This is a genomic window from Methylovorus glucosotrophus (assembly GCF_009858335.1).
GTDB classification, from domain to species: domain Bacteria; phylum Pseudomonadota; class Gammaproteobacteria; order Burkholderiales; family Methylophilaceae; genus Methylovorus; species Methylovorus glucosotrophus.
On sequence record NZ_VMSE01000001.1, the window covers coordinates 2,009,590 to 2,030,200 of the forward strand.

Genomic DNA, 20,611 nt, shown 5'->3' on the forward strand with positions numbered 1-20,611 from the left:
CGCTTACTGCCCTGCCCTGCGGGCCTTGGGCGTCATCGGGTGTAACGGCGGGATGACCGCCCCCATCAGTTGCAGCTTGCCGGTAATCACGCCGCGCAGCGCGATAATCTCATTCGCCACGGCCTGCACGATGAGTGCCGGGCCTTGTACCAGTATCACTTCCATGGTCTGGTTATCGGCCAGATGCACGTGCAGGGAGCTGATCACTTCATCCAGGTGCTGGTACTGCAAATCCGCAATGGTTTTTTGCAGGCCCCGCGTGCCATTGTTGTAAAGAATGGTGATGGTACCCACCATCACCTCATTGCCTTTTTCACGCTTATGCTCGGCCAGATGCTGGCGCAGCATGTCGTTGATGGCTTGCGAACGGCTTTCGAAGCCCCGCTCAATCACCATGGAATCAAGTTCCGCATGCAGCTCATCCGGCAAGGAGATACTGATGCGATTTACCGGTGCCTTTTTGTTTTTCTCGTTCATGTTTCCTCCTGTGTGACTTGCCGGTTTGGCGCGACTAAAGGCGCCATCATGGCAGACCGGGGCAGGCCTTGCAGCCTGCCCCGTCAACACCTCGGCTTAGAACATGTAGCTGTAACGATCAATTTCCCACTGGCTCACGGTCAGGTGGTAGGTTTCCCATTCCTGGCTCTTGTAGGTGACAAACTCGTCACGCAGCTCCTTGCCCAGGGTTTTTTCCACCAGCGGATCGGCAGCGAATGCCTCAACCGCTTCCTGCAGGGTTTGCGGCAGGAATTGAATGCCACGGCCCATGCGCTCTTCTTCGCTGATGGCGTACAGGTTGTCTTCGTTCGGTGCACCTGGGTCCAGTTGTTCGCGTATGCCTTCCAGACCCGCGGCCAATGCCAGCGTCGCGGCCAGATACGGGTTCACGGCACCATCCGCATTGCGGGATTCACAACGGCCACCGCCCATGGGCACGCGTACCGAGTTGGTACGGTTATTGGAGCCGTAGGAGTTGAACACCGGCGCCCAGCTGAAGTAGCTCATGGCACCGCGACGCACCAGGCGCTTGTAGCTGTTGACCGTAGGCGCAAAGGCAGCGCAAAGGGCCGGGCCGTGCTTGAGAATACCGGCGATGAACTGGTAACCCAGCGTGGTGAGGCCGAGGCCGCGTGGATCATCCTTGGGGTCGCAGGCAAACAGGTTCTTGCCGGTCTTGAGGTCGTACAGCGACATGTTGAAGTGCGCGCCGGTGCCGGTCTTGTCGGCAAACGGCTTGGGCATCATGGTCGCCAGCAGGCCCTCTTCCTTGGCATAGTGCTTGGCCATGTAACGGAAGAAGGTGAAGCGGTCGCACATGGTCAGCGCATCGCTGTAGTTGAAGTCAAACTCGAACTGGCTGTTGCCGTCTTCGTGGTCAAACGAATACAGATCCCAGCCGAGGTCGTTGATGGCGGTCGCCATCTTGTCCAGCCAGCCGAAGTTATCCATAAAGCCGCGTACGTCGTAGCAAGGCTTGACCAGCTTGTCATCGGGGTTAGGGATAGACAGCTTGCCATCGGCTTCCTGCTTCAGGAGGTAAATCTCGCACTCAATGCCGAGGTTCATGCCAAAGCCCATTTCGGCGGCCTGTGCCAGCACGTTTTTCAGTGCCACGCGGGTGTTCAGCGCATAGGGCTCGCCCTGAAAGCCATTGTCAGCCGGCATCCAGGCGACTTTCGGTTCCCATGGCAAGGGAATGATATGGTCCAGATCAGGAACCGAGGTCAGTTCATCATCGCTTGGTGCCTGGCCCAGGCCATCCAGCGCGTAGCCGGTGTAGCGCTCGGAGCCAGCGGCCATTTGCGGCAGGTGATCAATCGGCACCACCTTGGCCTTGGGCACGCCGTGGATATCCACGTAAGCGCCTATGCAATACTTGACGCCCTTGGCTTTGAGCTCGTTCTGGATCGTGGCAATTTCTGCAGTCGACTTCGACATATACATACCTTTCAATTAAATCGGATTAGGGTGCTGCGGTTTTGCTGTGCCGGGCCTGACGTCTCAGGCAGCGGCATGGCTGAAATAGGAATGTGGGAGCGGTGGCTGTTCGGCCTGACCGCGGCGTATCAATTCGGATAAATCCTCGACCATCCAGGCAAACCATTCCGCGCCTTTTTCGGCACTGGAAATGCTGGGCTGGCCGGTCACCCCATTAAGGCTGGTGCGATTCACCGGGTGGGCAAACACCAGGTCATCGGTGCGGTCCGGGTCATCGGACAGCGTGAGCTTGTCTGTGCGCACGATGTGCGGGGCTTTTTCCAGCATGAGCGAAGTTTCGGCATCGTTGGCATGCCAGTCATCGCCATCGGCATGGTGGAACTGCTTGACGCGCGGACTCATGGTGGCGGTATTGATCACGGCCACCATCATGTCGTCGTGCTCGCTGCGCAGCATCTCCAGCGCGCAACGCAGGGGCGCCGCATTGGTAACGTGACTATTGATGATAAACAGGCGACGCACACCGCTGTGGTAAGCCCAGTCGCCAATCTCCTTCACCAGATTGATCAGGGTGATGGGGCTGAGCGCGATGGTGCCTGGCCAGCGGCGGCTATGCCCTACCGAGCAGCCATAAGGCATGGTCGGCAGCATGGGCACGCCCGTGCTTTCCGCCACTTCGCGGCAAAGAATATCGGCCAGGATGTAATCCATGCCACAGCCCATGTGCGGGCCGTGCTGTTCGGTTGCGCCTATCGGCAGCATGGCGGTGCCGCTGGCCGCAGCCAGCTTGGCGGGGAGTTCATCCCAAGTGGTTTCAGACCATTGCATCGTCATTTCTTTACTCCACGTTATCGGCAACATTGACGAAGCGAATCATGCGACTGGGCACGGAGACGGCGTCTTCATCCACGGGTTCGGTAGGCGGATGGATCAGCTCTTCCAGCCGCGCCTTGGTGGCAATGAATTCGGGGGTGAACAATTGATCAGGGCTGCGCGGACGTGGCACCGATACTTCAATCAGCTCCTGCACTTCACCCGGATGCGCTTTCAGAACCAGAATGCGGTCTGCCAGCAGGATGGCTTCATCCAGATCATGCGTGATGAACAGGATGGTGATGTCGATGTTGCGCCAGATCTCCAGCAGGTGCGTTTGCATCTTGCAGCGGGTCTGCGCATCCAGTGCGCCAAACGGTTCATCCATCAGCAGGATGCGCGGCTGGTTGACCAGGGCACGGGCAATCGCCACGCGTTGCTTCATGCCGCCGGAAAGCTCATGCGGATAGGCATTGGCAAATTTCTCCAGGCCCACCAGTTCCAGCCACAGCGCGACTTCACGCGAGGCTTCTTCAGAGGGCATGCCATTCATTTCCAGGCCGAACATCACGTTCTTTTTTACGCTTAGCCATGGGAACAGGGTGTAGCCCTGAAACACCATGCCGCGATCGCGGCCGGGGCCGGTGACCGGCTTGCCATCCAGCAGCACTTCGCCACTGGTATAGCTCTCCAGGCCTGCCAGCGTGCGGATCAGCGTGGACTTGCCACAGCCAGAAGGCCCGATGACGCAGACAAATTCGCGGCGGTGCGTCTTGAAGCTGACGTCCTTCAACGCCGTGGTTTCGCCCTTGGCGCCGCGGTAGACCTTGGTCAGGTTTTTCACCTCCAGGATCACTTCGCGCTGTTTCAGCTTGTCGAAGCGCGCCTTCACGGCTTCGGACTGGGTCAGGTAACTGATTTGATCTGTATTTGCTTGCATGACGGCCTACTCCTTGTTCGCCGGTTTATCCCAGGGGAAGAGACGCTTGCCCAGGCGGGCCAGCACCATATCCGTACCGAGACCGATAATGCCGATAATCAAAATGGCGGCGTACACGTTTTCAAAGTGCTCATAGCGTGCCTGCTGCGTGATGAACCAGGTGATGCCGGACGAGGTACCGATCAGTTCGGCCACAATCAGATAAGTCCAGGCCCAGCCCAGCAGAATGCGCTGATCGCGATACAACTCGGGCAGCACGCCCGGGATCACGACATGGCGCAGCAGTTTCCAGCGGCTGGTGCCCAGAGTCATGGCGGCCTCCAGCAGCGAATAATCCAGTTTGCGCGTGGTGTTGCTGATGATCAGCACCTGTTGAAAGAAGGTACCAATCACGATGATGGCGATCTTGGGGCCATCGTAAATACCGAGCACTGCCACGGCCAGGGCGCCAAACGCCGGGGCGGGCAGGTAACGGAAAAACTCGATAAACGGTTCAAACAAACGCGATACCGCACTATAGGTGCCCGCCAGGATGCCGAGCGGCACCCCGACCAGCGATGAGATGACAAAGCCCCAGAAAATCACCTGTATGCTTTGCCACAGGCTTTGGTGCAACCACAGGCCGTCGCGCTGCACCGGTGGCGTGGTAAAAGCGGTATACAAGGCTTCCACCACTTTGTGCGGAGGCGGCAGGTAAATGGGGTTGGAGGGGATGCCCAGCGGCAGCTGTTTACCCTCCTCCTGCATGGTGGCCGTTTCTTCCTCGAAGGTCGCTTTGTTGACCAGCATGTCAACCTGAAAATAATCCACGTCGCCCGGTGAAGTCACCTTCACCATCGGGTGCCAGATGAACGGCACATAGCTGACCAGCGCCCACACCAGCAGAGGCAGTAGAAACGATGCAATTGCCAGGAATTTGCGACGCTCTGGCGTCAACTCCTGCCGCACTGCAAACCAATTGGAACCCATAACCTTCTCCCTGCGCCTGATAACGGATGACTTACTTGCTGACCAGCGTAGGATCAATCGCCTTGTTCAGGTCTTGCGGCTTCTTGTAGATGGCGTTTTTGACGTTGAAGTCATCCACGATCTTGGATGAACCGTACAGCGACTTGAAGCCATCGGCCTTCACCATAATGGCCTTGCCTTCGTCCAGGGTGAGCAGACGGGTGCCCTTGAGCAATGGCAGGTAGGCTTCTGGCTTGATTCCCACGCGGGCGGCCATGATCTTCACGGCATCAGGCTGGGTTTTGGGGTCATTGATGTAATCCACTACCTTGGCCCAGACCTTCACGACTTTTTCCCAATCCGCACGGCGGCTGGACAGGCTGGCTGGGCTAACGGTCAATACGTCGTAGATCAGGCCGGGTTCATCGGCAGATGTGTAGATAGGCTTGGCACCGGGAACGCGCTTCATGGCTTCGCCAGAGTTGGGCTGCCATGCACCAATTGCCGCCAGGTCGCCGGAAGCCAGTGCTTGTGGGGTTTCGTTGGTAGGGGTGTTAACCAGCGTGACGTCGCTTTCCTTGAGGCCAGCTTTTTGCAGGCCATTCAGCAGCAGCAGATGCTCTACCAGACCCAGCTCCAGACCGATTTTCTTGCCTTTCAGGTCTTTCAGGCTCTTGATGCCGGGCTTGCCGACAATCATGTCGTTGCCATTGGAGTAATCAGTGACGATGATCATGACGTTTTTGGCACCACCGGCGGCGGTAACCAGTGCATCGCCATTGGTCACGGTGACGGCGTCGATCTTGCCCGCGCTGAAGGCATTCATGGAAGCGGAGTAATCAAACCAGTCAAACTTCACATCCACGCCAGCTTCCTTGAACCAGCCTTTTTCGATGGCCACTTGCCATGCCACCCAGCCCGGCCAGTCGCTATAGCCGATCTTGAGGGGAGCGGCGGCTTCGGCCGCCATAGTGAAAGATAAAGTAAAACAGAAACCGGCGGCTAATACCGCCATGCGTGCAATGTTTTTAATGCCTGAAGATGGTAAAAGTGATATCACAATGGCTCTCCTGGTTAGTATTACGAAAATGAATTTCAGTAATACCAAAGCAACCGCTATGCCACCCATCACACAAACGTGAAAAATATTTACATGCTGATGTTTTTATTTGATTTTTACCAGAATATTGCTTGATGCAATGCCAAATTCAGCATCAGGCGCATGGCACCATGGACGTGCAAAAATAGCGCACATGCACCATGTTTGATGCACGCAAAAAAGAAAAAGCCCCGGAGTAATCCGGGGCTTTTTGCGATGACACGTCTCTGTAAAAAAACTTACATGCGGCTCAAGTCGTCTATGGCATCCACCACCATGCCGGTGCCAACCGCAATCAGCAGAATATCGGCAGCAACACGCACATATTTATATCCCGCCGGCGGCGCGCCGAGCTCAACAATGATGCGCGGTGGCAAGTCGTAATACACAACATCGCGTGGCAATGGATAGCCTTTGCGCCATTTGCGCGCCTGGCCGGGTGGCATGCAACCGTTGTGTTTCTTCGCCAGTCCCGGTGGGCAATGGCCGCCGCGGAATTGTTCACCATAGTAATCATGCACGATGGTGCGTTGCTGATCGCCAAAATACATGCCCACACGTACGTCGCCGCCATGGTGATCACGATCGCCACCGCGGTCACCGCCCTTGTAGGCTCCGCGATCACCACCACGGTCGCCGCCGTCGGGACGCCCGCCTGGTCCGTCATTATCACGTCCGCCACGGTCCGGGCCGCCATGTTGCTGACCTTGCCCATTGCCATTGCCGTGGCCTGCTCCATCCGGCTTGGCAGCAAAGGCGGGGGCAGAGAGTGCCAGCCCGCCCATCAGACACAGGCATGCCGCCAGACTCGTTAATTTATTGTTTTGCATTGTGCTCTCCATGGATATCAAACCCCGATCTTTTTATATTAAGCTCTTGATCCGCTTGTTATATTCACCACGCCTTTGCGGTCAGGCGTTGCTTCCTGCATTCCTACATGAGAATCAGCTTATGTCGGATATGGACCAGACACCAGCCGTTTTAATCTTCCATCAACGCTTTTTTACTTTTTTTAACTTGTTGAACCGGGAGAATTCATCATGGAAAAGTTTGTTCATTTACTACTCGCTTTTTTACTTTTCGGCCCAGTGTTGAGCGGAATCGCGTCGGGGGAAATGAATATTCAGAATCTGGAAGTGCCCCGCTACACCGCTAGCCAGCAATAAGCGCAGCTGTTTAAGCCCAGTCTGCGGGACAGCCTGCCATCGCAAATTTGCGTGGCTGCACTAGATAACGGGGCAGCAAGACTCGCCCGCAGACAAGGTTTAATCCTCCGCCCACGCCGCCAGAAATTCTTTCCAGTGCGGCCCTTCACTGGCAGCCAGTGTTTGACGCACCAGCGCGATCTCGCTGGCATAAGACTCAGGGTTAAGATGCCCGCGCATCAGCTGAAAGCGCAGGTAGACCAGGTAGGTATTTGCCACATCGGTCTCGCAGTAATTGCGTATGGCTTCAATCTCACCCCGGCAGTAGGCATCCCAGACCTTGGAGCCATCCATGCCGAGCTTGCCAGGGAAACCGCATAGCTGTGCGATCTGATCCAGCGGCGCATTGGCGCGCGCCTGATACAGCGCCATCAAATCCATCAAGTCCAGATGCCGAGTATGGTAACGGCTGATGTAGTTGTTCCACTTGAAGTCTCTATCATCTTCGCCCATATCCCAATAGCTGCTCGCCTGCACCCCATGAATCAAGCCGCGATAATGCAACACAGGCAGGTCAAAGCCGCCACCATTCCATGACACCACATTCGGTTTGTACTTCTCAATGCCATCAAAAAATCGCTGAATGATCTCGCGCTCGGGGGCATCCGCAGCGCCCAGCGTCCACACCCGAAAGCTATCCCCTTCGCGCATGGCGCATGAAATGGCCACCACCTTATGCTGTTGCAGCGGCAAAAACTCGCTGCCGTTTTGCTGGCGGCGCTGATGAAAGGCAATGCGGGCGACATCCTCGGCGGAAGTGTCTGGCGGCAGATCGTACAGGCGGCGCAGGCCGTCGACATCGGGGATGGTTTCAATATCGAACACAAGGGTCGGGGTCATGGTGTCACTCGGTGAATATCTGGTGAAAAAGCACGGTGAGGCGCTGGGTTATAAAGCGGGGTTGTAAAAAGGCCAGCCAGATGGGCGTTGAAGTCAGCTGTCCGCGAGCTTACTTCTTGATCCAGCCACTGCCATCCTGCACCCACCAGCCGCCCTGCGCCTTATCGGCCCAGCGTTTGGCGAAGGTGGCGCGGATTTCGGGCTCCCATTCGGGATGCTGGTTGCCATTGGCAATCTCGGCGTAGAGCGCGTTGCGGTCCTTGTTTTCGGCCGCTACCAGGCTATTCAGGGCCTGCCGCTGCGCCAGCGGAACTGCCGCGGCATCACGCACAGCCACCAGGCCATCGCGGGAAAATCCGACCGCACCACTGCTGTAAAACGGCGCCAGCTGGGCATGGCGCGCCTGCATGCTGTTTTTGATGGCGCTGATGGCGGGCGTATTGATTTCAAGATCCGCCGCCGCATGGGCGGGGCTCAATGACAGCCACATGCTCATCATAAGGCTGAAGACGATAATGATATTTTTCATGAAGAATCCTTTATGGCGCGGGTTGAACGGCAGGTGTTTCGCCAGCAGGGGCAGCAGGCGCCGCTTTTTTATCCTGTAATTGCCAGACATCATCGATGATGCGATCGGCGGCTTTTTCAGCGGCAGCCGCAGGGAAATAAATATTGATGGTGACGCAGGCAGGTAGCAGCAATGCGGCGGGCAGCGCCCAGTACAAATGTTTCATGTGTTAATTTCTCCTATTGGATCACCGGTTTGACATTGCTCTCGGTGACGCGCCGGATGCGGCTCACAAGCTCGCTCCAGCCGACCTGGCGATTGTACCCCATGACCGTAATGGCCGGGATGCCACTGCCTTTGACGATGACATAGCCTTGCGGCGCCTGCGCCACGCCGTCCATGGTGCATACATCGGCATGCAGGCGGCAACTCAAGCCCAGTTTTTCATAATTGAATTGATCAAAAAACCGCAGCACACTGCGCTGTATGGCAGCAGCAGCCCCTGCACCGCCCAGGGCTGAGATATTTTCCACAGCTCGCTGGGAAATCTTGCGCGGATACTTCCCGGGGCTGCTCTTGAGTACGGCATCGAATGCCACGGGTTGCCAATTCTGCAGCTCCAGATGCTGGATATCGCCATCCAGCTTGCCTTCAATGGCACCAAAGGAGAAGGTGCGGGTGAGATGTCCCAGGTCCAGATTGCGCATTTCGATATCGGCATGCAGCCGCGGAGTGCTGCCCAGCGGCGTTTGCATGCCCAGGTTATTCACGCTGATGCTGCCATCAAACAGATTGAAGCCGAGCACCCCATCCGTTGTCAGCGTGCCTGCGTTGTAAGTCACCATGGGAATAGAGGCTGCTACCTTGCCCGCCATGCGCGGCCAGCCCAGGGCGGTGCTCAGCTCCGGCATATCGAGAGGCGTGAGGTTGGCTCGCAGATGCCAATACCACTGCCCGCCTAACGTAGCCGCAGAGACATCCGATAACACCAGCGCGCCATCCAGTATATTCAGCCGCAGCTCAGGCGCCGTCAGCGCATAGCGGTTGATCTCCGCCTGCAACTGACTCGCGGCCAACGGCACTTTGAGCAGATGCCCACCGGCAAAGTCCATCGTTACAGACTGTGGTTGGTCGTAATCCCAGGGGATATTGGCATTCAGTTTGTAAAAGGCGAAGCGATGCTGCTCGTCCTCCATATCTACATCGCGCAGGCGCAGCTGGAATGCTTGCAGTTGCCCCGCCTGCCAGTCTGCCTTTAGCGCGACATTGCCGGCCATCTCGACATGCCCAAGGGCACTCTGCTCCACCATGGGTTTAAGCAGCGCAGGATAAGCCTTGGCCAGATCGACATCCGGAACATCCACATGCAGGGTTTGCCATTGCCGCTCAGGCACTGACCACTTGCCGCTCGCATGCACGGTCGCCACGCCGGGCAACTGCAATGCAGCCCGGTCCAGCTGCAAGGCCTGCGCATCCCATGTGCCAGCGGCATTCAGCGTTTGCCCCTGGCCTTGCATATAGAGCGGCTGCCAGAACAATTCGCCGCCTGACCAGGTGATGGCCGCATCCCACAGCCAACGCCCGGCTTGTTGTCGCGCCTGCACTTGCGCACGGGCATGTAGCTTTTCAGCGGCATGCAAACCGGCAGCATCGCTGAACTGGGCATCCTGCACCTGCGCATCCAGCCGCAAGGCGGCCCGACCGGCGACGGGGGCTGTATCAAGAGTGAGGTTAAACGGAAGCCGAATACGATCGGCGGTTACCAGACCTTGCTGGCATGACCATGCACCACGCCCGGCAGGCAATTTGATCTGCCCGCACTCGGCATGCAGGCTGCTCCATGCCGGAGCCTTGGCAAGCTTGATCTGGCTGGTGAGTGCAAGCGCCGGACGCTGGGCTGGTGCCAGCACCAGCTTCACGGCTTTGGCCTGCCAGCCCTCCGCCTCCACCGTGTCGGCTTCAATGGTCAGGCTGCTGGCGGCCATGACCAGACTCGGCGACCAGGCAATGCCCATGAAAACAATGAGCGGAATCAGTCTTGATAAGGCTCGACAGCAGCCAACCGTGATACGCAAACCAGGCAGATCGCGTCGCGTGATCACGGCTGGCCTGGCTTAACCGGGGAATACCCCGGTGGAGAGATAGCGGTCACCCCGATCGCACACGATGGACACGATCACGGCGTTTTCGACCTTTTTTGACAATTGCAGGGCGGCGTGGAGTGCGCCACCCGATGAGATACCAGCGAATATGCCCTCAACGCTGGCAAGCTTGCGCGTGGTTTTTTCGGCATCCGCCTGGCTCACATACACCAGTTCATCGACGCGGCCTGCATCGTAAATGCTGGGCAGGTAAGCTTCCGGCCACTTGCGGATGCCGGGAATCTGCGCGCCTTCTTCCGGCTGCACGCCGATAATCTGAACGGCCGGGTTTTGCTCCTTGAGGTAACGCGAAGTGCCCATGATGGTGCCGGTAGTGCCCATGCTGGAGACAAAGTGCGTGACCTTGCCGCCCGTATCGCGCCAGATTTCGGGGCCGGTGCCCTCGTAATGCGCCAAAGGATTATCCATATTGGCAAACTGGTCCAGCACAATGCCCTCGCCTTCCGCTTGCAGCTTCATCGCCACATCGCGCGCCAGCTCCATGCTGCCATCGCGTGGGGTCAATACCAGCTCGGCACCAAAGGCCTTCATGGTCTGGCGCCGTTCCAGGCTCTGGTTTTCCGGCATAACCAGCACCATTTTGTAACCGCGCATCGCCGCCGCCATGGCCAGTGCAATGCCGGTGTTGCCAGAAGTCGCCTCGATCAGGGTATCGCCCGGCTTGATATCGCCACGGGCTTCGGCCCGCTTGATCATGGACAGGGCTGGTCTGTCTTTTACCGACCCGGCGGGGTTATTGCCTTCCAGCTTCACCAATATGGTATTGCTGGTATTGCCAGGCAAACGCTTGAGTTGAACCAGCGGCGTATTGCCGACAAAATCTTCCAGGGTTTTATACATAAAAATTGAATTCAGTTCTTTTTCAGGAATGCGAGATAGACCGCATAGAGGCCCAGCGCCGAGAACGCAATCAGCGACAGCTGCGGAATGGTCAGGCCAAACAGCGTCCAGTCTATCGCCGAGCATTCACCGGTGCCCTTGAACACCAGCTCCATGGCCTTTTTCATGGGGAAGCTCTCAAACAGATAGTCAAAGCCCGCGCCACACTCGGCCATCACCTTGTCCGGGTTAGCCTGTATCCACATATGCCGCGCAGCGATCACCACGCCGGTCAGCGCCGCCGCCACATGCAGCAATCCATATACTTTACGACCTGCCGCCTTGGGATTATGCAAGGCCGCCAGCAAAAACAGCACGCCCAGCACCATGTAGACAATGCGCTGCGAGATGCAGAGCGGACAAGGCTCAAGATTGTGTTTTTGCTGGATATACAAGGCAAACGCCACCAGACCAAAGCTGGCGATAAAGCCCAGCACATACCCGGTTCTGCCTTGCAGGAATTTTATTGTCATGGAGATTTCCTCAACACTTTATAATCGAGCCATTGTAACGGATTACAGGTAAGCACCGAAATGGCTGAATCAGCGCCCCGCATATTGACCGTGACCGAGCTGAATCGTTTGGCTCGCGACACACTGGAACGCGCATTTCCCTTGTTCTGGGTCTCGGGCGAGATATCCAACCTCACGCGGGCCGCTTCCGGTCATTGGTATTTTTCACTCAAGGATGCAGGCGCCCAGGTGCGCTGCGTCATGTTTCGCGGCCGCAACAGCTATCTGGACTGGCAACCACGGGAAGGCGACAAAGTCGAAGCCCGCGCACTGGTCACTCTGTATGAAGCGCGCGGCGATTTTCAGCTCACCATCGAGTTTTTGCAACGCGCCGGCCTCGGCACACTGTTCGAGGCTTTCGAAAAACTCAAGGCCAAGCTGCAAGCCGAAGGGCTGTTTGATGCTGCACTGAAACGTCCCATCCCTGCGCATCCGCAACGCATCGGCATCGTCACCTCGCCCGATGCCGCGGCCCTGCGTGATGTGCTCAGCACCCTGCGCCGCCGCATGCCCTCGCTGGAAGTCATTATTTACCCCACCCCGGTGCAAGGCAAAGGGGCTGCCGCGCAGATTGCTGCCGCCATCGAAACCGCCAGCGCCCGCGCCGAAGTCGATGTGCTGATCGTCTGCCGTGGCGGTGGCAGCATGGAAGACCTGTGGCAGTTCAATGAAGAAATCGTCGCCCGCGCCATCCACGGCTGCAGCATGCCGGTGATCAGCGGCGTCGGCCATGAAACCGACTTCACCATTGCTGACTTTGCTGCCGATGTTCGCGCCGCGACCCCCACCGCTGCAGCCGAACTGGTCAGTGCCGACCGCCAGGCCCTGCTGCAAGCACAAGCGCAACTCAGTCGTCGCCTGAGCCGTGCCATGCAACAGCTGCTCAACCAGCGTATGCAACATATGGACTACCTCACCCGCCGCCTACTCTCCCCCAGCCAGCAGATCGCCCACCGCGGCCATCAACTGCAGCAATGGCAATGGCGCCTGCAACAAGCCATGCGCCAGAAGCTGGATCGCCAAACCCGCCAATTGCAAACCCTGCAGCAAAACCTTGTGCACCTTAATCCCCAAGCCATTCTCAGCCGAGGCTATACGCTGGCCTATGCGGAAGATGGCAGCCTGCTGAAATCCGTCCAGACCCTGCAAAAGGGCAAAGGGATAACACTGCAACTCTCCGATGGCCTGGTCAAGACATCGGTAGATCAGGTCCATCCTCAGTAATTCACGGAAACCATTTGAATTAGCTTAATAGACATAAAAAAAGCCCGGTTTGCACCGGGCTTTTTCAGATTAACGCAAGCAGATTAAGCTTGGGTTTTCTTGGCCTTGCGACGAGCACTGAAGCCAACAGCTGCAATGCCTGCCATCATCATGGCGTAGGTAGAAGGCTCTGGTACGGCCGAGATGCAGTGCAGAACGTAGTCGGATTGGTTGTTGCAGCTACCCTTGCCGCACAGACCAGTCACTGCAGTGAAAGACAGACCACTCACTTGTTTGGTGCCGAATGGATTGGCAATCGCCCACAGTGCGCCCTCGCCGTAGCTGGCTTCGCTGATGTTGCTCACAGTGCCGGAACCAGTCCATGTAGCGGTCTTCAGGCCAGTAGCAGTCAGGAAGAAATCAGACTTGGTACCGTCCATGAAGGTAGCGGTGATCTTGGCTGTTTCGTTCACATCGCCGTACTCAGGACCATCAAACAGCAGACCCAGAGTAATGTTGGTGATGATGATGTTCTTGGTGAACGATACATCGATGCGCTCGCCAATATCAATTTCACCAGCGGTCTTGCCGGAAATACCTACACCGGTGTAGCCGTCCTGGGTTTTCTTCTCGAATTTGCCACCAACAGCCGTGAATGTGGCATCGGTGTCAGGAATGAAGTTCTTGAAGGTTTGCGTGGTTTTGCCATCTTTGAAATCCGAACCGAAAATGCTGTTGTCTGGATCACAAACTGCACAGCCATCGTGCGAAGTACTGTATTTGCCATCGCGGTCGTGCTTGTCGCCCTTGCCATAAGTGAAGTTGGTAGCAGATGCGTTCAGGCTGAATACAGCCAGACCGATCAGCAAACCGATTTTGATTTTATTCATGATTGAATTTCCCCGTGTTTTTTATGTAAGCCATTAAAATAATTACAAAAAACCTAAAGCCCCCGAGCTCTGAAATGGCATCAGAGCAAGCTTGTGGAACGAATAGTAGAAAACCGGACTATGTCCAGCAATAGTCCGTTTGATTAAAAAAATGTAAGCTCATGTTTATAAATGAAAATATAGCTATTTTTGTATCGTTTTTTCGCGTGAAACATTGCGGAGGACTGGCTTGCATAACAAAAATAATCATAAAAAGCTGGACAGGCATTTTTTGAACCCTGTTAAAATTTGCAAACTATTATCAGAAGCCTGTCTGAATGGAATCCGCAAAAACCGGCAAGACCCCGCTCCCTGCCTTGGCATTGGCTGCACTTGGCGTTGTATATGGGGACATCGGTACCAGCCCGCTTTACACGATGAAAGAAGTGTTTGCTGTCAGCCCGCACCCGGTGCCGCTGACGCATGACAATATTTTCGGCATCCTGTCATTGATCCTGTGGTCTTTGATCATGATCGTGTCGGTGAAATACGTGGCCTTTATCATGAAGGCAGACAACCGCGGCGAAGGCGGCATCATGGCGCTGCTGGCATTGGCGAGTCGCAACGTGGCAGGCAATGTGCGCAAAGAGCGCATGATCATGCTGATCGGTATTCTCGGGGCCTGCATGTTTTACGCGGATGGCATGATCACCCCCGCCATTTCGGTACTTTCCGCGGTGGAAGGTCTGGAAGTAGCCGCGCCGCACATGCATGGCGCCATCATCCCGATCACCATGGTCGTCATCTTCATTCTCTTCTGGGTACAAAGCAAAGGCACCGCGCTCGTGGGTGCTTTTTTTGGGCCTATCATGGTGCTGTGGTTCGGTACGCTGGCGGTGTTGGGTGCGGTCAACATCATGCATGAACCGCTTGTGCTGCAGGCATTGAGTCCGATTTATGCCGTGCGTTTTTTTGCTGCTGCCCCCTGGGTGGCTTTTGTGGCGCTGGGGTCAGTGGTACTGGCGGTAACTGGGACGGAGGCACTGTATGCCGACATGGGGCATTTTGGCAAAAAACCCATCCGCCTTGCCTGGTTCGGCTTTGTGCTGCCAGCGCTGGTGCTCAACTACTTTGGCCAGGGCGCGCTGATCCTGCATGACAATGCCGCCGTTAAAAACCCGTTTTACCTGATGGCGCCTGAATGGCTGCTGTTTCCATTGATCATACTGGCGACCTTGGCTACGGTCATTGCCGCCCAGGCCGTCATTTCCGGCGCATTCTCGGTTTCGCGCCAGGCATTGCAACTTGGCTATCTGCCCCGCATGCCGGTCATGCACACGTCAGATAAGGAACAAGGGCAGATTTACATTCCCCGCGTCAACTGGGGCTTGATGCTGGCCGTCATGGCGCTGGTACTGGGCTTTGGTTCATCAGGTGATCTTGCCGCTGCGTATGGCATTGCCGTTACTGGTGATATGGTGATCACGACCCTGCTGGCGGGCGTTGTGTTCCATGGCATCTGGGGCTGGAGCTGGCTGCGTACTGGCTCGCTGATCGCCGTCTTTCTGACCGTCGACCTCGCCTTCTTCGGTGCCAATGTACTCAAAATCCCCGATGGCGGCTGGTTCCCGCTGCTGATCGGTATTGTCATCTTTACCTTGATGACCACCTGGAAAACCGGGCGTGACCTTCTGTTCCGCCGCCTGAAGAGTGAAGCCATGGAGCTGGCGCCTTTTGTCGATGCGATTGGCAGCTTCCCGCCTACCCGCGTGCAGGGCAATGCCATTTACATGACGCCAAATCCCTACGGTGTGCCCCATTCCTTGCTGCATAACCTCAAGCACAACAAGGTGCTGCATGAAAAGGTCGTGTTGCTGACCGTGAAGATTGAGGATGAACCGTTTATCTCGCGCCGCGAACGCATCATCGTCGAAGCCCTGCCACACGATTTTTACCGCGTCAGCGTGCGTTATGGCTTCAAAGACGAATCCGATCTGCCACGCGATCTGGAGCTATGCGCCGAACAGGGTCTGGAGCTGGAAACCATGGACACCTCCTTCTTTATCGGCAAGGAAACCTTGTTCCCCGCGCGCCACTCTGAGATGGCATTCTGGCGTGAGAAACTGTTCATCACCATGTTCCGTAACGCCGATAGCGTGACCAATCATTTCAAGTTGCCGCCTAACCGTGTCGTTGAACTGGGAGCGCAGGTGACCTTGTAATGAAGAAATAACCACAATAAACAGTAAAACGATGCCATCCCAATGGCACATATTCACTTAGTACCCATGAAATTCAGCAGGAGATCAACATGAGGAAGACCCTGATTCTGGCGTTTCTCGTTGCCACGACGCTAAGTGGTTGCGCCACCACCAGCACGACCAAGTCTGGCGCCGTCGGTGTGGACCGCAAACAATATGTCGGCCTGGTATCGGAACAGGAAGCCGAGCAGCAATCAGCACTCGCCTACCAGCAGACGCTCAAAGAAGCAGAATCGAAAAAACTGCTGAATACGGACAGCAAGGAAACCCAGCGTGTGCGCGCCATTGCTGAGCGCCTGATTGCGCAGGTGGGGGTATTCCGGCCGGATGCCCTGAAGTGGAAATGGGAAATCAATGTGCAGGAAAGCAAGGAGATCAACGCCTACTGCATGGCAGGCGGCAAGATCATGGTGTACACCGGCCTGCTGGATCAGATCAAACCGACCGATGACGAGCTGGCTGCAGTGATGGGGCATGAAATCTCGCACGCGCTGCGTGAGCATGTGCGGGAGCAGATGTCGCGTGCCAAGGTGCAGCAATATGGCCTGCTGGGCGCTGCTGCGCTGATTGGCCTTTCCACCAAGAGTGCGGACAATGCCACCAAAACCCTGGCGCTGGGTGGTGCTGTGGCGGCGGTAGCGCTGACGCTGCCCAATAGCCGCACGGCCGAACACGAAGCCGATGAAATGGGCCTGGAGCTGGCCGCCCGTGCGGGCTACAACCCCAATGCCGCCGTTACGCTGTGGGAAAAAATGGGGCAGCAAGGCGGCTCCAAGCCACCGGAAATCCTCAGCACCCACCCTTCTGACGAGAGTCGGATTGCGGACATCAAGTCGCTGATCCCCACCGTGATGCCGCTTTACCAGCAAGCCATCAGCGGTAAAAAGTAAGCCTGACCAGGAGGCTGCCATGTCCGGCAGCCTCACTTCACATTCCGCCTCGCATAACTGCAATTAGGCAGATCAAGCGGGCTCTTTGAGTTAAAATAGCGGTTTTTACGCATTTATCCGGGAACATTCATGAGTCAATTGCAAGCCATCATCGAAGACGCATTTGAGCGTCGCGCCGACATTACCCCTGCCACCGCCACGGCCGAAGTCAAGGATGCTGTATTCAGCGTGCTGGCTGATCTGGACGCGGGCAAGCTGCGTGTTGCCGAACGCGTGGGCGATACCCAGGAATGGACGACGCACCAGTGGATCAAGAAAGCCGTGCTGCTGTCTTTCCGTCTGGAAGACAACGTCCTGCTGGATGATGGCGTGACCAAATACTTCGACAAAGTGCCTCCCAAGTTTGCCAATTACACCGAAGCCGATTTCAAGGCCGGTGGCTTCCGCGTGGTACCTAACGCCATCGTGCGTCGCGGTTCCTATATCGCCAAAAACGCGGTGCTAATGCCGTCTTACGTCAACATCGGCGCCTACGTCGGTGAAGGCACCATGGTCGACACCTGGGCGACTGTCGGTTCATGCGCGCAGATCGGCAAGAATGTGCACTTGTCCGGCGGCGTAGGCATTGGTGGCGTGCTAGAGCCCATCCAGGCTGGCCCTACCATCATCGGTGACAATTGCTTCATCGGTGCCCGCTCCGAAGTGGTGGAAGGCGTGGTGGTAGAAGACAACTGCGTGATCTCCATGGGCGTTTACATCGGCCAGAGCACCAAGATTTATGACCGCGAAACCGGCAGCATCACCTATGGCCGCGTACCTGCGGGCTCCGTCGTGGTATCCGGCAACCTGCCCTCCAAGGATGGCAGCTACAGCCTGTACTGCGCCGTGATCGTCAAGAAAGTCGATGCCAAAACGCTGGGCAAGGTCGGCATCAACGAATTGCTGCGCGGCATCTAACCCAAGATTTGCAGGGCTGCTGTGATTGCAAGGCTAACCTGGGTGCCACCTGGGTTAGCCTTTTGCATTCATGCGCTAATGGCAATCCGGCATGGGCGGACCACCCGTTGATAATGCCCGCCTAAAGCCAGGGCCGGGCTGTTAAAATCGATATTTGATTATTTGATGTCAGACAGGCAGATGAAACTCTACGGCATACCCAATTGCAACACCGTGAAAAAAGCACGCAGCTGGCTGGATGAACACCAGGTGGCTTATGAATTCCATGACTTCAAAAAGCTGGGAATAGACGCCAGCACCCTGCAGCAATGGCTGACACAAACCTCCTGGGAAAAACTGGTCAACCGTAGCGGCATGACCTGGCGCAATCTGCCTGAAGCAGAAAAATCCGCGGTCACCGATAATACCTCTGCAATACGCCTGATGCAGGATAAAACCTCCGTCATCAAACGCCCGGTTCTGGTTGCTGATGGCAAACTGCTGGCATTGGGTTTCGATGAATCCACCTACGGAAAGCTGCTGAACCATGAGTAAAACCCTAGACCTGGCCCAGGACCTGATTGCCCGGCGCTCGGTCACGCCAGAAGACCTGGGTTGCCAGGAGCTGCTGATTTCACGGCTGGAACCGCTGGGGTTCAAAATTGAGCGCATGCGCTTTGGCGATGTCGACAATTTCTTTGCACGACGCGGCACCGCAAGCCCGCTACTGGTCTTCGCAGGCCATACCGATGTGGTGCCTACCGGCCCGGTCGACCAATGGCATACCCCGCCCTTTGAGCCCACCATCAAGGATGGCATGTTGTATGGACGCGGCGCGGCCGACATGAAGACCTCGCTGGCGGCGTTTATTACCTCCATTGAGGAATTTGTCGCCGAGCACCCTGACCATCAAGGCTCGATTGGCCTTCTGATCACGTCGGATGAGGAAGGCATTGCCACTCATGGCACGGTCAAGGTCGTTGAGGCGCTGAAAGCCCGCGGCGAGCTGATTGATTACTGCATCGTCGGCGAACCCACCTCCAGCAAGGTCGTCGGCGACATGATCAAGAATGGCCGCCGCGGTTCGCTATCCGGCAAACTGGTCGTCAAGGGCGTGCAAGGCCACATCGCCTACCCGCATCTGGTCAAAAATCCCATTCACCTGGTAGCACCGGCAATCAAGGAGCTGGCCGATACCGTGTGGGATAGCGGCAATGAATATTTCCCGCCCACTTCCTGGCAGATATCCAACATGAACGGCGGCACTGGCGCCACCAATGTGGTGCCGGGCGAAGTCACCATCCTGTTCAACTTCCGCTTTTCAACGGCCAGCACGGCAGAAGGATTGCGCGAGCGCGTGCATGCCATTCTGGACAAACACGCACTGGAATACGATCTGCAATGGGAGCTTTCCGGCAAGCCCTTCCTCACGCCCAAGGGCACGCTGGTCGAAGCCATCAGCGCCGCCATTGAAACCGCCTTTGGTGTCACACCGGAACTCTCGACCAGTGGCGGCACTTCCGATGGCCGCTTCATTGCCGATATTGCCAGCCAGGTCGTTGAATTCGGCCCCTTGAATGCCACCATCCACAAACTGAATGAATGCGTAGGCGTGGCCGATATCGAGCCCTTGAAAGACGCCTACCGCCTGACTATGGAAACCCTGCTGACATGACCCACTATCCTCGTTTGAGCGAAGAGCTGATCACCATCCGCGATTGGCTGCGCTTCGCCGTCAGCCGTTTTGAAGAGGCCGGCATTTTCTTTGGCCATGGCACCGACAATGCCTATGATGAAGCCGTCTGGCTCATCATGAGCGCGCTGCATCTTCCGCACGACACACTGAATAATTTTCTGGATAGCCGCTTGCTGGAGTCCGAACGCAAGCATCTGGCGCACCTGCTGGAACGCCGTGTAGAGCAGCGCGTGCCCACCGCCTACCTCGTGCGCGAGGCCTGGCTCAAGGGCTTCAAGTTCTATGTGGATGAGCGCGTCATTGTGCCGCGTTCCTTCATCGCCGAGCTGCTGGAAGATGGCCTGTCACCCTGGATTGATTACCCTGAAATGGTGGAAAGCGCAGCCGATATCTGCACTGGCAGTGGCTGTCTGGGCGTGTTGCTGGCGCACACCTTCCCCAATGCCGAAGTCGATGTGGTGGATATTTCCACCGATGCCCTGGCGGTCGCCAATATCAATATCGCCAACTACGGGCTGCAGGATCAGATAACGGCCATCCAGTCCGATATGTTCAGCGCGCTGCAAGGCAAGACTTACGACCTCATTATCAGCAATCCGCCTTATGTCGATGCCCCCTCCATGGCACAACTGCCGGAAGAGTACCGCAACGAACCGCAGATCGCGCTGGGCAGCGGTACTGATGGCCTCGAGCATACCCACACCCTGTTGCGCGAAGCCTGGCATTACCTGAATGACGGTGGCCTGCTGATCGTGGAAATCGGCCATAACCGCGATGCCCTGCATGAAGCCTATCCCGACCTGCCATTTACCTGGCTGGAAGTGGAGTCCGGCAATGAGTTTGTGTTTCTGCTCAGCAAAGAGCAGCTCCCCCTGCCCGCCAACGCTTAATTGATTTCAACCTCAAGGATCA

At 56.6% G+C, this 20,611-nt stretch carries 21 protein-coding genes; 7 read left to right on the plus strand and 14 right to left on the minus strand.

Annotated elements, in window-relative coordinates; translation table 11 throughout:
* Nucleotides 1-3: 3 nt before the first annotated feature.
* From nikR to FNL37_RS09505, 13 genes are all read right to left on the minus strand, one after another.
* Nucleotides 4-477, minus strand: coding sequence for a nickel-responsive transcriptional regulator NikR (gene nikR / locus FNL37_RS09445; protein WP_159355955.1), 474 nt, complete (start codon nucleotides 475-477; stop codon nucleotides 4-6).
* A gap of 96 nt (nucleotides 478-573) precedes the next feature.
* A complete protein-coding gene (gene glnT / locus FNL37_RS09450; RefSeq protein ID WP_159355956.1) occupies nucleotides 574-1,938 on the minus strand; it encodes a type III glutamate--ammonia ligase in 1,365 nt (454 codons plus the stop codon).
* A 63-nt stretch (nucleotides 1,939-2,001) separates the two neighbouring features.
* Nucleotides 2,002-2,772, minus strand: coding sequence for a creatininase family protein (locus FNL37_RS09455; RefSeq protein ID WP_159355957.1), 771 nt, complete (start codon nucleotides 2,770-2,772; stop codon nucleotides 2,002-2,004).
* Between the two features lie 4 nt (nucleotides 2,773-2,776).
* The gene (locus FNL37_RS09460; protein ID WP_013441777.1) at nucleotides 2,777-3,691 is read right to left on the minus strand and encodes an ABC transporter ATP-binding protein; all 915 of its coding nucleotides are present in this window, start codon (nucleotides 3,689-3,691) and stop codon (nucleotides 2,777-2,779) included.
* 6 nt (nucleotides 3,692-3,697) lie between these two features.
* On the minus strand, nucleotides 3,698-4,660 hold the full coding sequence (locus FNL37_RS09465) for an ABC transporter permease (RefSeq protein ID WP_015829730.1): 963 nt from the start codon (nucleotides 4,658-4,660) through the stop codon (nucleotides 3,698-3,700).
* 31 nt (nucleotides 4,661-4,691) lie between these two features.
* Complete coding sequence (locus FNL37_RS09470; protein ID WP_049821872.1) at nucleotides 4,692-5,654, minus strand: ABC transporter substrate-binding protein; 963 nt, start codon at nucleotides 5,652-5,654, stop codon at nucleotides 4,692-4,694.
* A gap of 323 nt (nucleotides 5,655-5,977) precedes the next feature.
* Entirely contained in the window at nucleotides 5,978-6,568 is a 591-nt protein-coding gene (locus tag FNL37_RS09475; protein WP_159355958.1) for an RcnB family protein, read from the minus strand.
* Between the two features lie 435 nt (nucleotides 6,569-7,003).
* Nucleotides 7,004-7,783 carry a 3'-5' exonuclease gene (locus FNL37_RS09480; protein WP_159355959.1) on the minus strand — a complete coding sequence of 260 codons (780 nt, stop codon included), beginning with the start codon at nucleotides 7,781-7,783 and terminating at the stop codon, nucleotides 7,004-7,006.
* Between the two features lie 109 nt (nucleotides 7,784-7,892).
* Nucleotides 7,893-8,312, minus strand: coding sequence for a YdbL family probable chaperone protein (locus FNL37_RS09485; RefSeq protein WP_159355960.1), 420 nt, complete (start codon nucleotides 8,310-8,312; stop codon nucleotides 7,893-7,895).
* 10 nt (nucleotides 8,313-8,322) lie between these two features.
* Nucleotides 8,323-8,517 carry a hypothetical protein gene (locus tag FNL37_RS09490; RefSeq protein WP_159355961.1) on the minus strand — a complete coding sequence of 65 codons (195 nt, stop codon included), beginning with the start codon at nucleotides 8,515-8,517 and terminating at the stop codon, nucleotides 8,323-8,325.
* Nucleotides 8,518-8,530: 13 nt separating this feature from the next.
* Nucleotides 8,531-10,393 (minus strand): translocation/assembly module TamB domain-containing protein, encoded by a 1,863-nt coding sequence (locus tag FNL37_RS09495; RefSeq protein ID WP_244948256.1) that lies wholly within the window; start codon nucleotides 10,391-10,393, stop codon nucleotides 8,531-8,533.
* A gap of 12 nt (nucleotides 10,394-10,405) precedes the next feature.
* Nucleotides 10,406-11,293 carry a cysteine synthase CysM gene (gene cysM / locus FNL37_RS09500; protein WP_015829723.1) on the minus strand — a complete coding sequence of 296 codons (888 nt, stop codon included), beginning with the start codon at nucleotides 11,291-11,293 and terminating at the stop codon, nucleotides 10,406-10,408.
* 11 nt (nucleotides 11,294-11,304) lie between these two features.
* Nucleotides 11,305-11,805: a disulfide bond formation protein B gene (locus tag FNL37_RS09505; protein WP_159355962.1), complete on the minus strand. Its 501-nt coding sequence runs from the start codon at nucleotides 11,803-11,805 to the stop codon at nucleotides 11,305-11,307.
* A 60-nt stretch (nucleotides 11,806-11,865) separates the two neighbouring features.
* Between FNL37_RS09505 and xseA the strand changes: the two genes are divergently transcribed.
* Entirely contained in the window at nucleotides 11,866-13,068 is a 1,203-nt protein-coding gene (xseA, locus tag FNL37_RS09510) for an exodeoxyribonuclease VII large subunit (protein ID WP_159355963.1), read from the plus strand.
* 83 nt (nucleotides 13,069-13,151) lie between these two features.
* Here xseA and FNL37_RS09515 read toward each other — a convergent pair whose 3' ends face one another.
* Complete coding sequence (locus FNL37_RS09515) at nucleotides 13,152-13,937, minus strand: PEP-CTERM sorting domain-containing protein (RefSeq protein WP_159355964.1); 786 nt, start codon at nucleotides 13,935-13,937, stop codon at nucleotides 13,152-13,154.
* Nucleotides 13,938-14,254: 317 nt separating this feature from the next.
* Here FNL37_RS09515 and FNL37_RS09520 point away from each other — a divergent pair, with 317 nt between their 5' ends.
* The 6 genes from FNL37_RS09520 to prmB all read left to right on the plus strand — a co-directional run bounded on the left by FNL37_RS09520 (nucleotide 14,255) and on the right by prmB (nucleotide 20,589).
* Nucleotides 14,255-16,138 carry a potassium transporter Kup gene (locus tag FNL37_RS09520; RefSeq protein ID WP_159355965.1) on the plus strand — a complete coding sequence of 628 codons (1,884 nt, stop codon included), beginning with the start codon at nucleotides 14,255-14,257 and terminating at the stop codon, nucleotides 16,136-16,138.
* Nucleotides 16,139-16,227: 89 nt separating this feature from the next.
* Complete coding sequence (locus tag FNL37_RS09525) at nucleotides 16,228-17,067, plus strand: M48 family metallopeptidase (protein ID WP_159355966.1); 840 nt, start codon at nucleotides 16,228-16,230, stop codon at nucleotides 17,065-17,067.
* A 129-nt stretch (nucleotides 17,068-17,196) separates the two neighbouring features.
* Nucleotides 17,197-18,024, plus strand: coding sequence for a 2,3,4,5-tetrahydropyridine-2,6-dicarboxylate N-succinyltransferase (dapD, locus tag FNL37_RS09530; protein WP_013441762.1), 828 nt, complete (start codon nucleotides 17,197-17,199; stop codon nucleotides 18,022-18,024).
* A gap of 165 nt (nucleotides 18,025-18,189) precedes the next feature.
* Nucleotides 18,190-18,558: an ArsC family reductase gene (locus tag FNL37_RS09535; protein ID WP_159355967.1), complete on the plus strand. Its 369-nt coding sequence runs from the start codon at nucleotides 18,190-18,192 to the stop codon at nucleotides 18,556-18,558.
* Complete coding sequence (gene dapE / locus FNL37_RS09540; RefSeq protein ID WP_159355968.1) at nucleotides 18,551-19,678, plus strand: succinyl-diaminopimelate desuccinylase; 1,128 nt, start codon at nucleotides 18,551-18,553, stop codon at nucleotides 19,676-19,678. Before FNL37_RS09535 ends, dapE begins: the two co-directional genes overlap by 8 nt.
* Nucleotides 19,675-20,589 (plus strand): 50S ribosomal protein L3 N(5)-glutamine methyltransferase, encoded by a 915-nt coding sequence (gene prmB, locus FNL37_RS09545; protein WP_159355969.1) that lies wholly within the window; start codon nucleotides 19,675-19,677, stop codon nucleotides 20,587-20,589. The genes dapE and prmB overlap by 4 nt, the downstream gene beginning before the upstream one ends.
* Nucleotides 20,590-20,611 lie beyond the last annotated feature (22 nt).

Bases quoted from the DNA above. Each gene is read 5' to 3' on its own strand.
- dapE (WP_159355968.1), top strand. From the start codon at position 18,551: ATGAGTAAAACCCTAGACCTGGCCCAGGACCTGATTGCCCGGCGCTCG.
- FNL37_RS09515 (WP_159355964.1), bottom strand. From the start codon at position 13,937: ATGAATAAAATCAAAATCGGTTTGCTGATCGGTCTGGCTGTATTCAGC.
- dapD (WP_013441762.1), top strand. From the start codon at position 17,197: ATGAGTCAATTGCAAGCCATCATCGAAGACGCATTTGAGCGTCGCGCC.
- glnT (WP_159355956.1), bottom strand. From the start codon at position 1,938: ATGTCGAAGTCGACTGCAGAAATTGCCACGATCCAGAACGAGCTCAAA.
- FNL37_RS09460 (WP_013441777.1), bottom strand. From the start codon at position 3,691: ATGCAAGCAAATACAGATCAAATCAGTTACCTGACCCAGTCCGAAGCC.
- prmB (WP_159355969.1), top strand. From the start codon at position 19,675: ATGACCCACTATCCTCGTTTGAGCGAAGAGCTGATCACCATCCGCGAT.
- FNL37_RS09520 (WP_159355965.1), top strand. From the start codon at position 14,255: ATGGAATCCGCAAAAACCGGCAAGACCCCGCTCCCTGCCTTGGCATTG.
- FNL37_RS09480 (WP_159355959.1), bottom strand. From the start codon at position 7,783: ATGACCCCGACCCTTGTGTTCGATATTGAAACCATCCCCGATGTCGAC.
- FNL37_RS09505 (WP_159355962.1), bottom strand. From the start codon at position 11,805: ATGACAATAAAATTCCTGCAAGGCAGAACCGGGTATGTGCTGGGCTTT.
- FNL37_RS09535 (WP_159355967.1), top strand. From the start codon at position 18,190: ATGTCAGACAGGCAGATGAAACTCTACGGCATACCCAATTGCAACACC.
- FNL37_RS09465 (WP_015829730.1), bottom strand. From the start codon at position 4,660: ATGGGTTCCAATTGGTTTGCAGTGCGGCAGGAGTTGACGCCAGAGCGT.
- FNL37_RS09475 (WP_159355958.1), bottom strand. From the start codon at position 6,568: ATGCAAAACAATAAATTAACGAGTCTGGCGGCATGCCTGTGTCTGATG.
- FNL37_RS09470 (WP_049821872.1), bottom strand. From the start codon at position 5,654: ATGGCGGTATTAGCCGCCGGTTTCTGTTTTACTTTATCTTTCACTATG.
- cysM (WP_015829723.1), bottom strand. From the start codon at position 11,293: ATGTATAAAACCCTGGAAGATTTTGTCGGCAATACGCCGCTGGTTCAA.
- FNL37_RS09455 (WP_159355957.1), bottom strand. From the start codon at position 2,772: ATGACGATGCAATGGTCTGAAACCACTTGGGATGAACTCCCCGCCAAG.
- FNL37_RS09485 (WP_159355960.1), bottom strand. From the start codon at position 8,312: ATGAAAAATATCATTATCGTCTTCAGCCTTATGATGAGCATGTGGCTG.
- FNL37_RS09490 (WP_159355961.1), bottom strand. From the start codon at position 8,517: ATGAAACATTTGTACTGGGCGCTGCCCGCCGCATTGCTGCTACCTGCC.
- xseA (WP_159355963.1), top strand. From the start codon at position 11,866: ATGGCTGAATCAGCGCCCCGCATATTGACCGTGACCGAGCTGAATCGT.
- nikR (WP_159355955.1), bottom strand. From the start codon at position 477: ATGAACGAGAAAAACAAAAAGGCACCGGTAAATCGCATCAGTATCTCC.
- FNL37_RS09525 (WP_159355966.1), top strand. From the start codon at position 16,228: ATGAGGAAGACCCTGATTCTGGCGTTTCTCGTTGCCACGACGCTAAGT.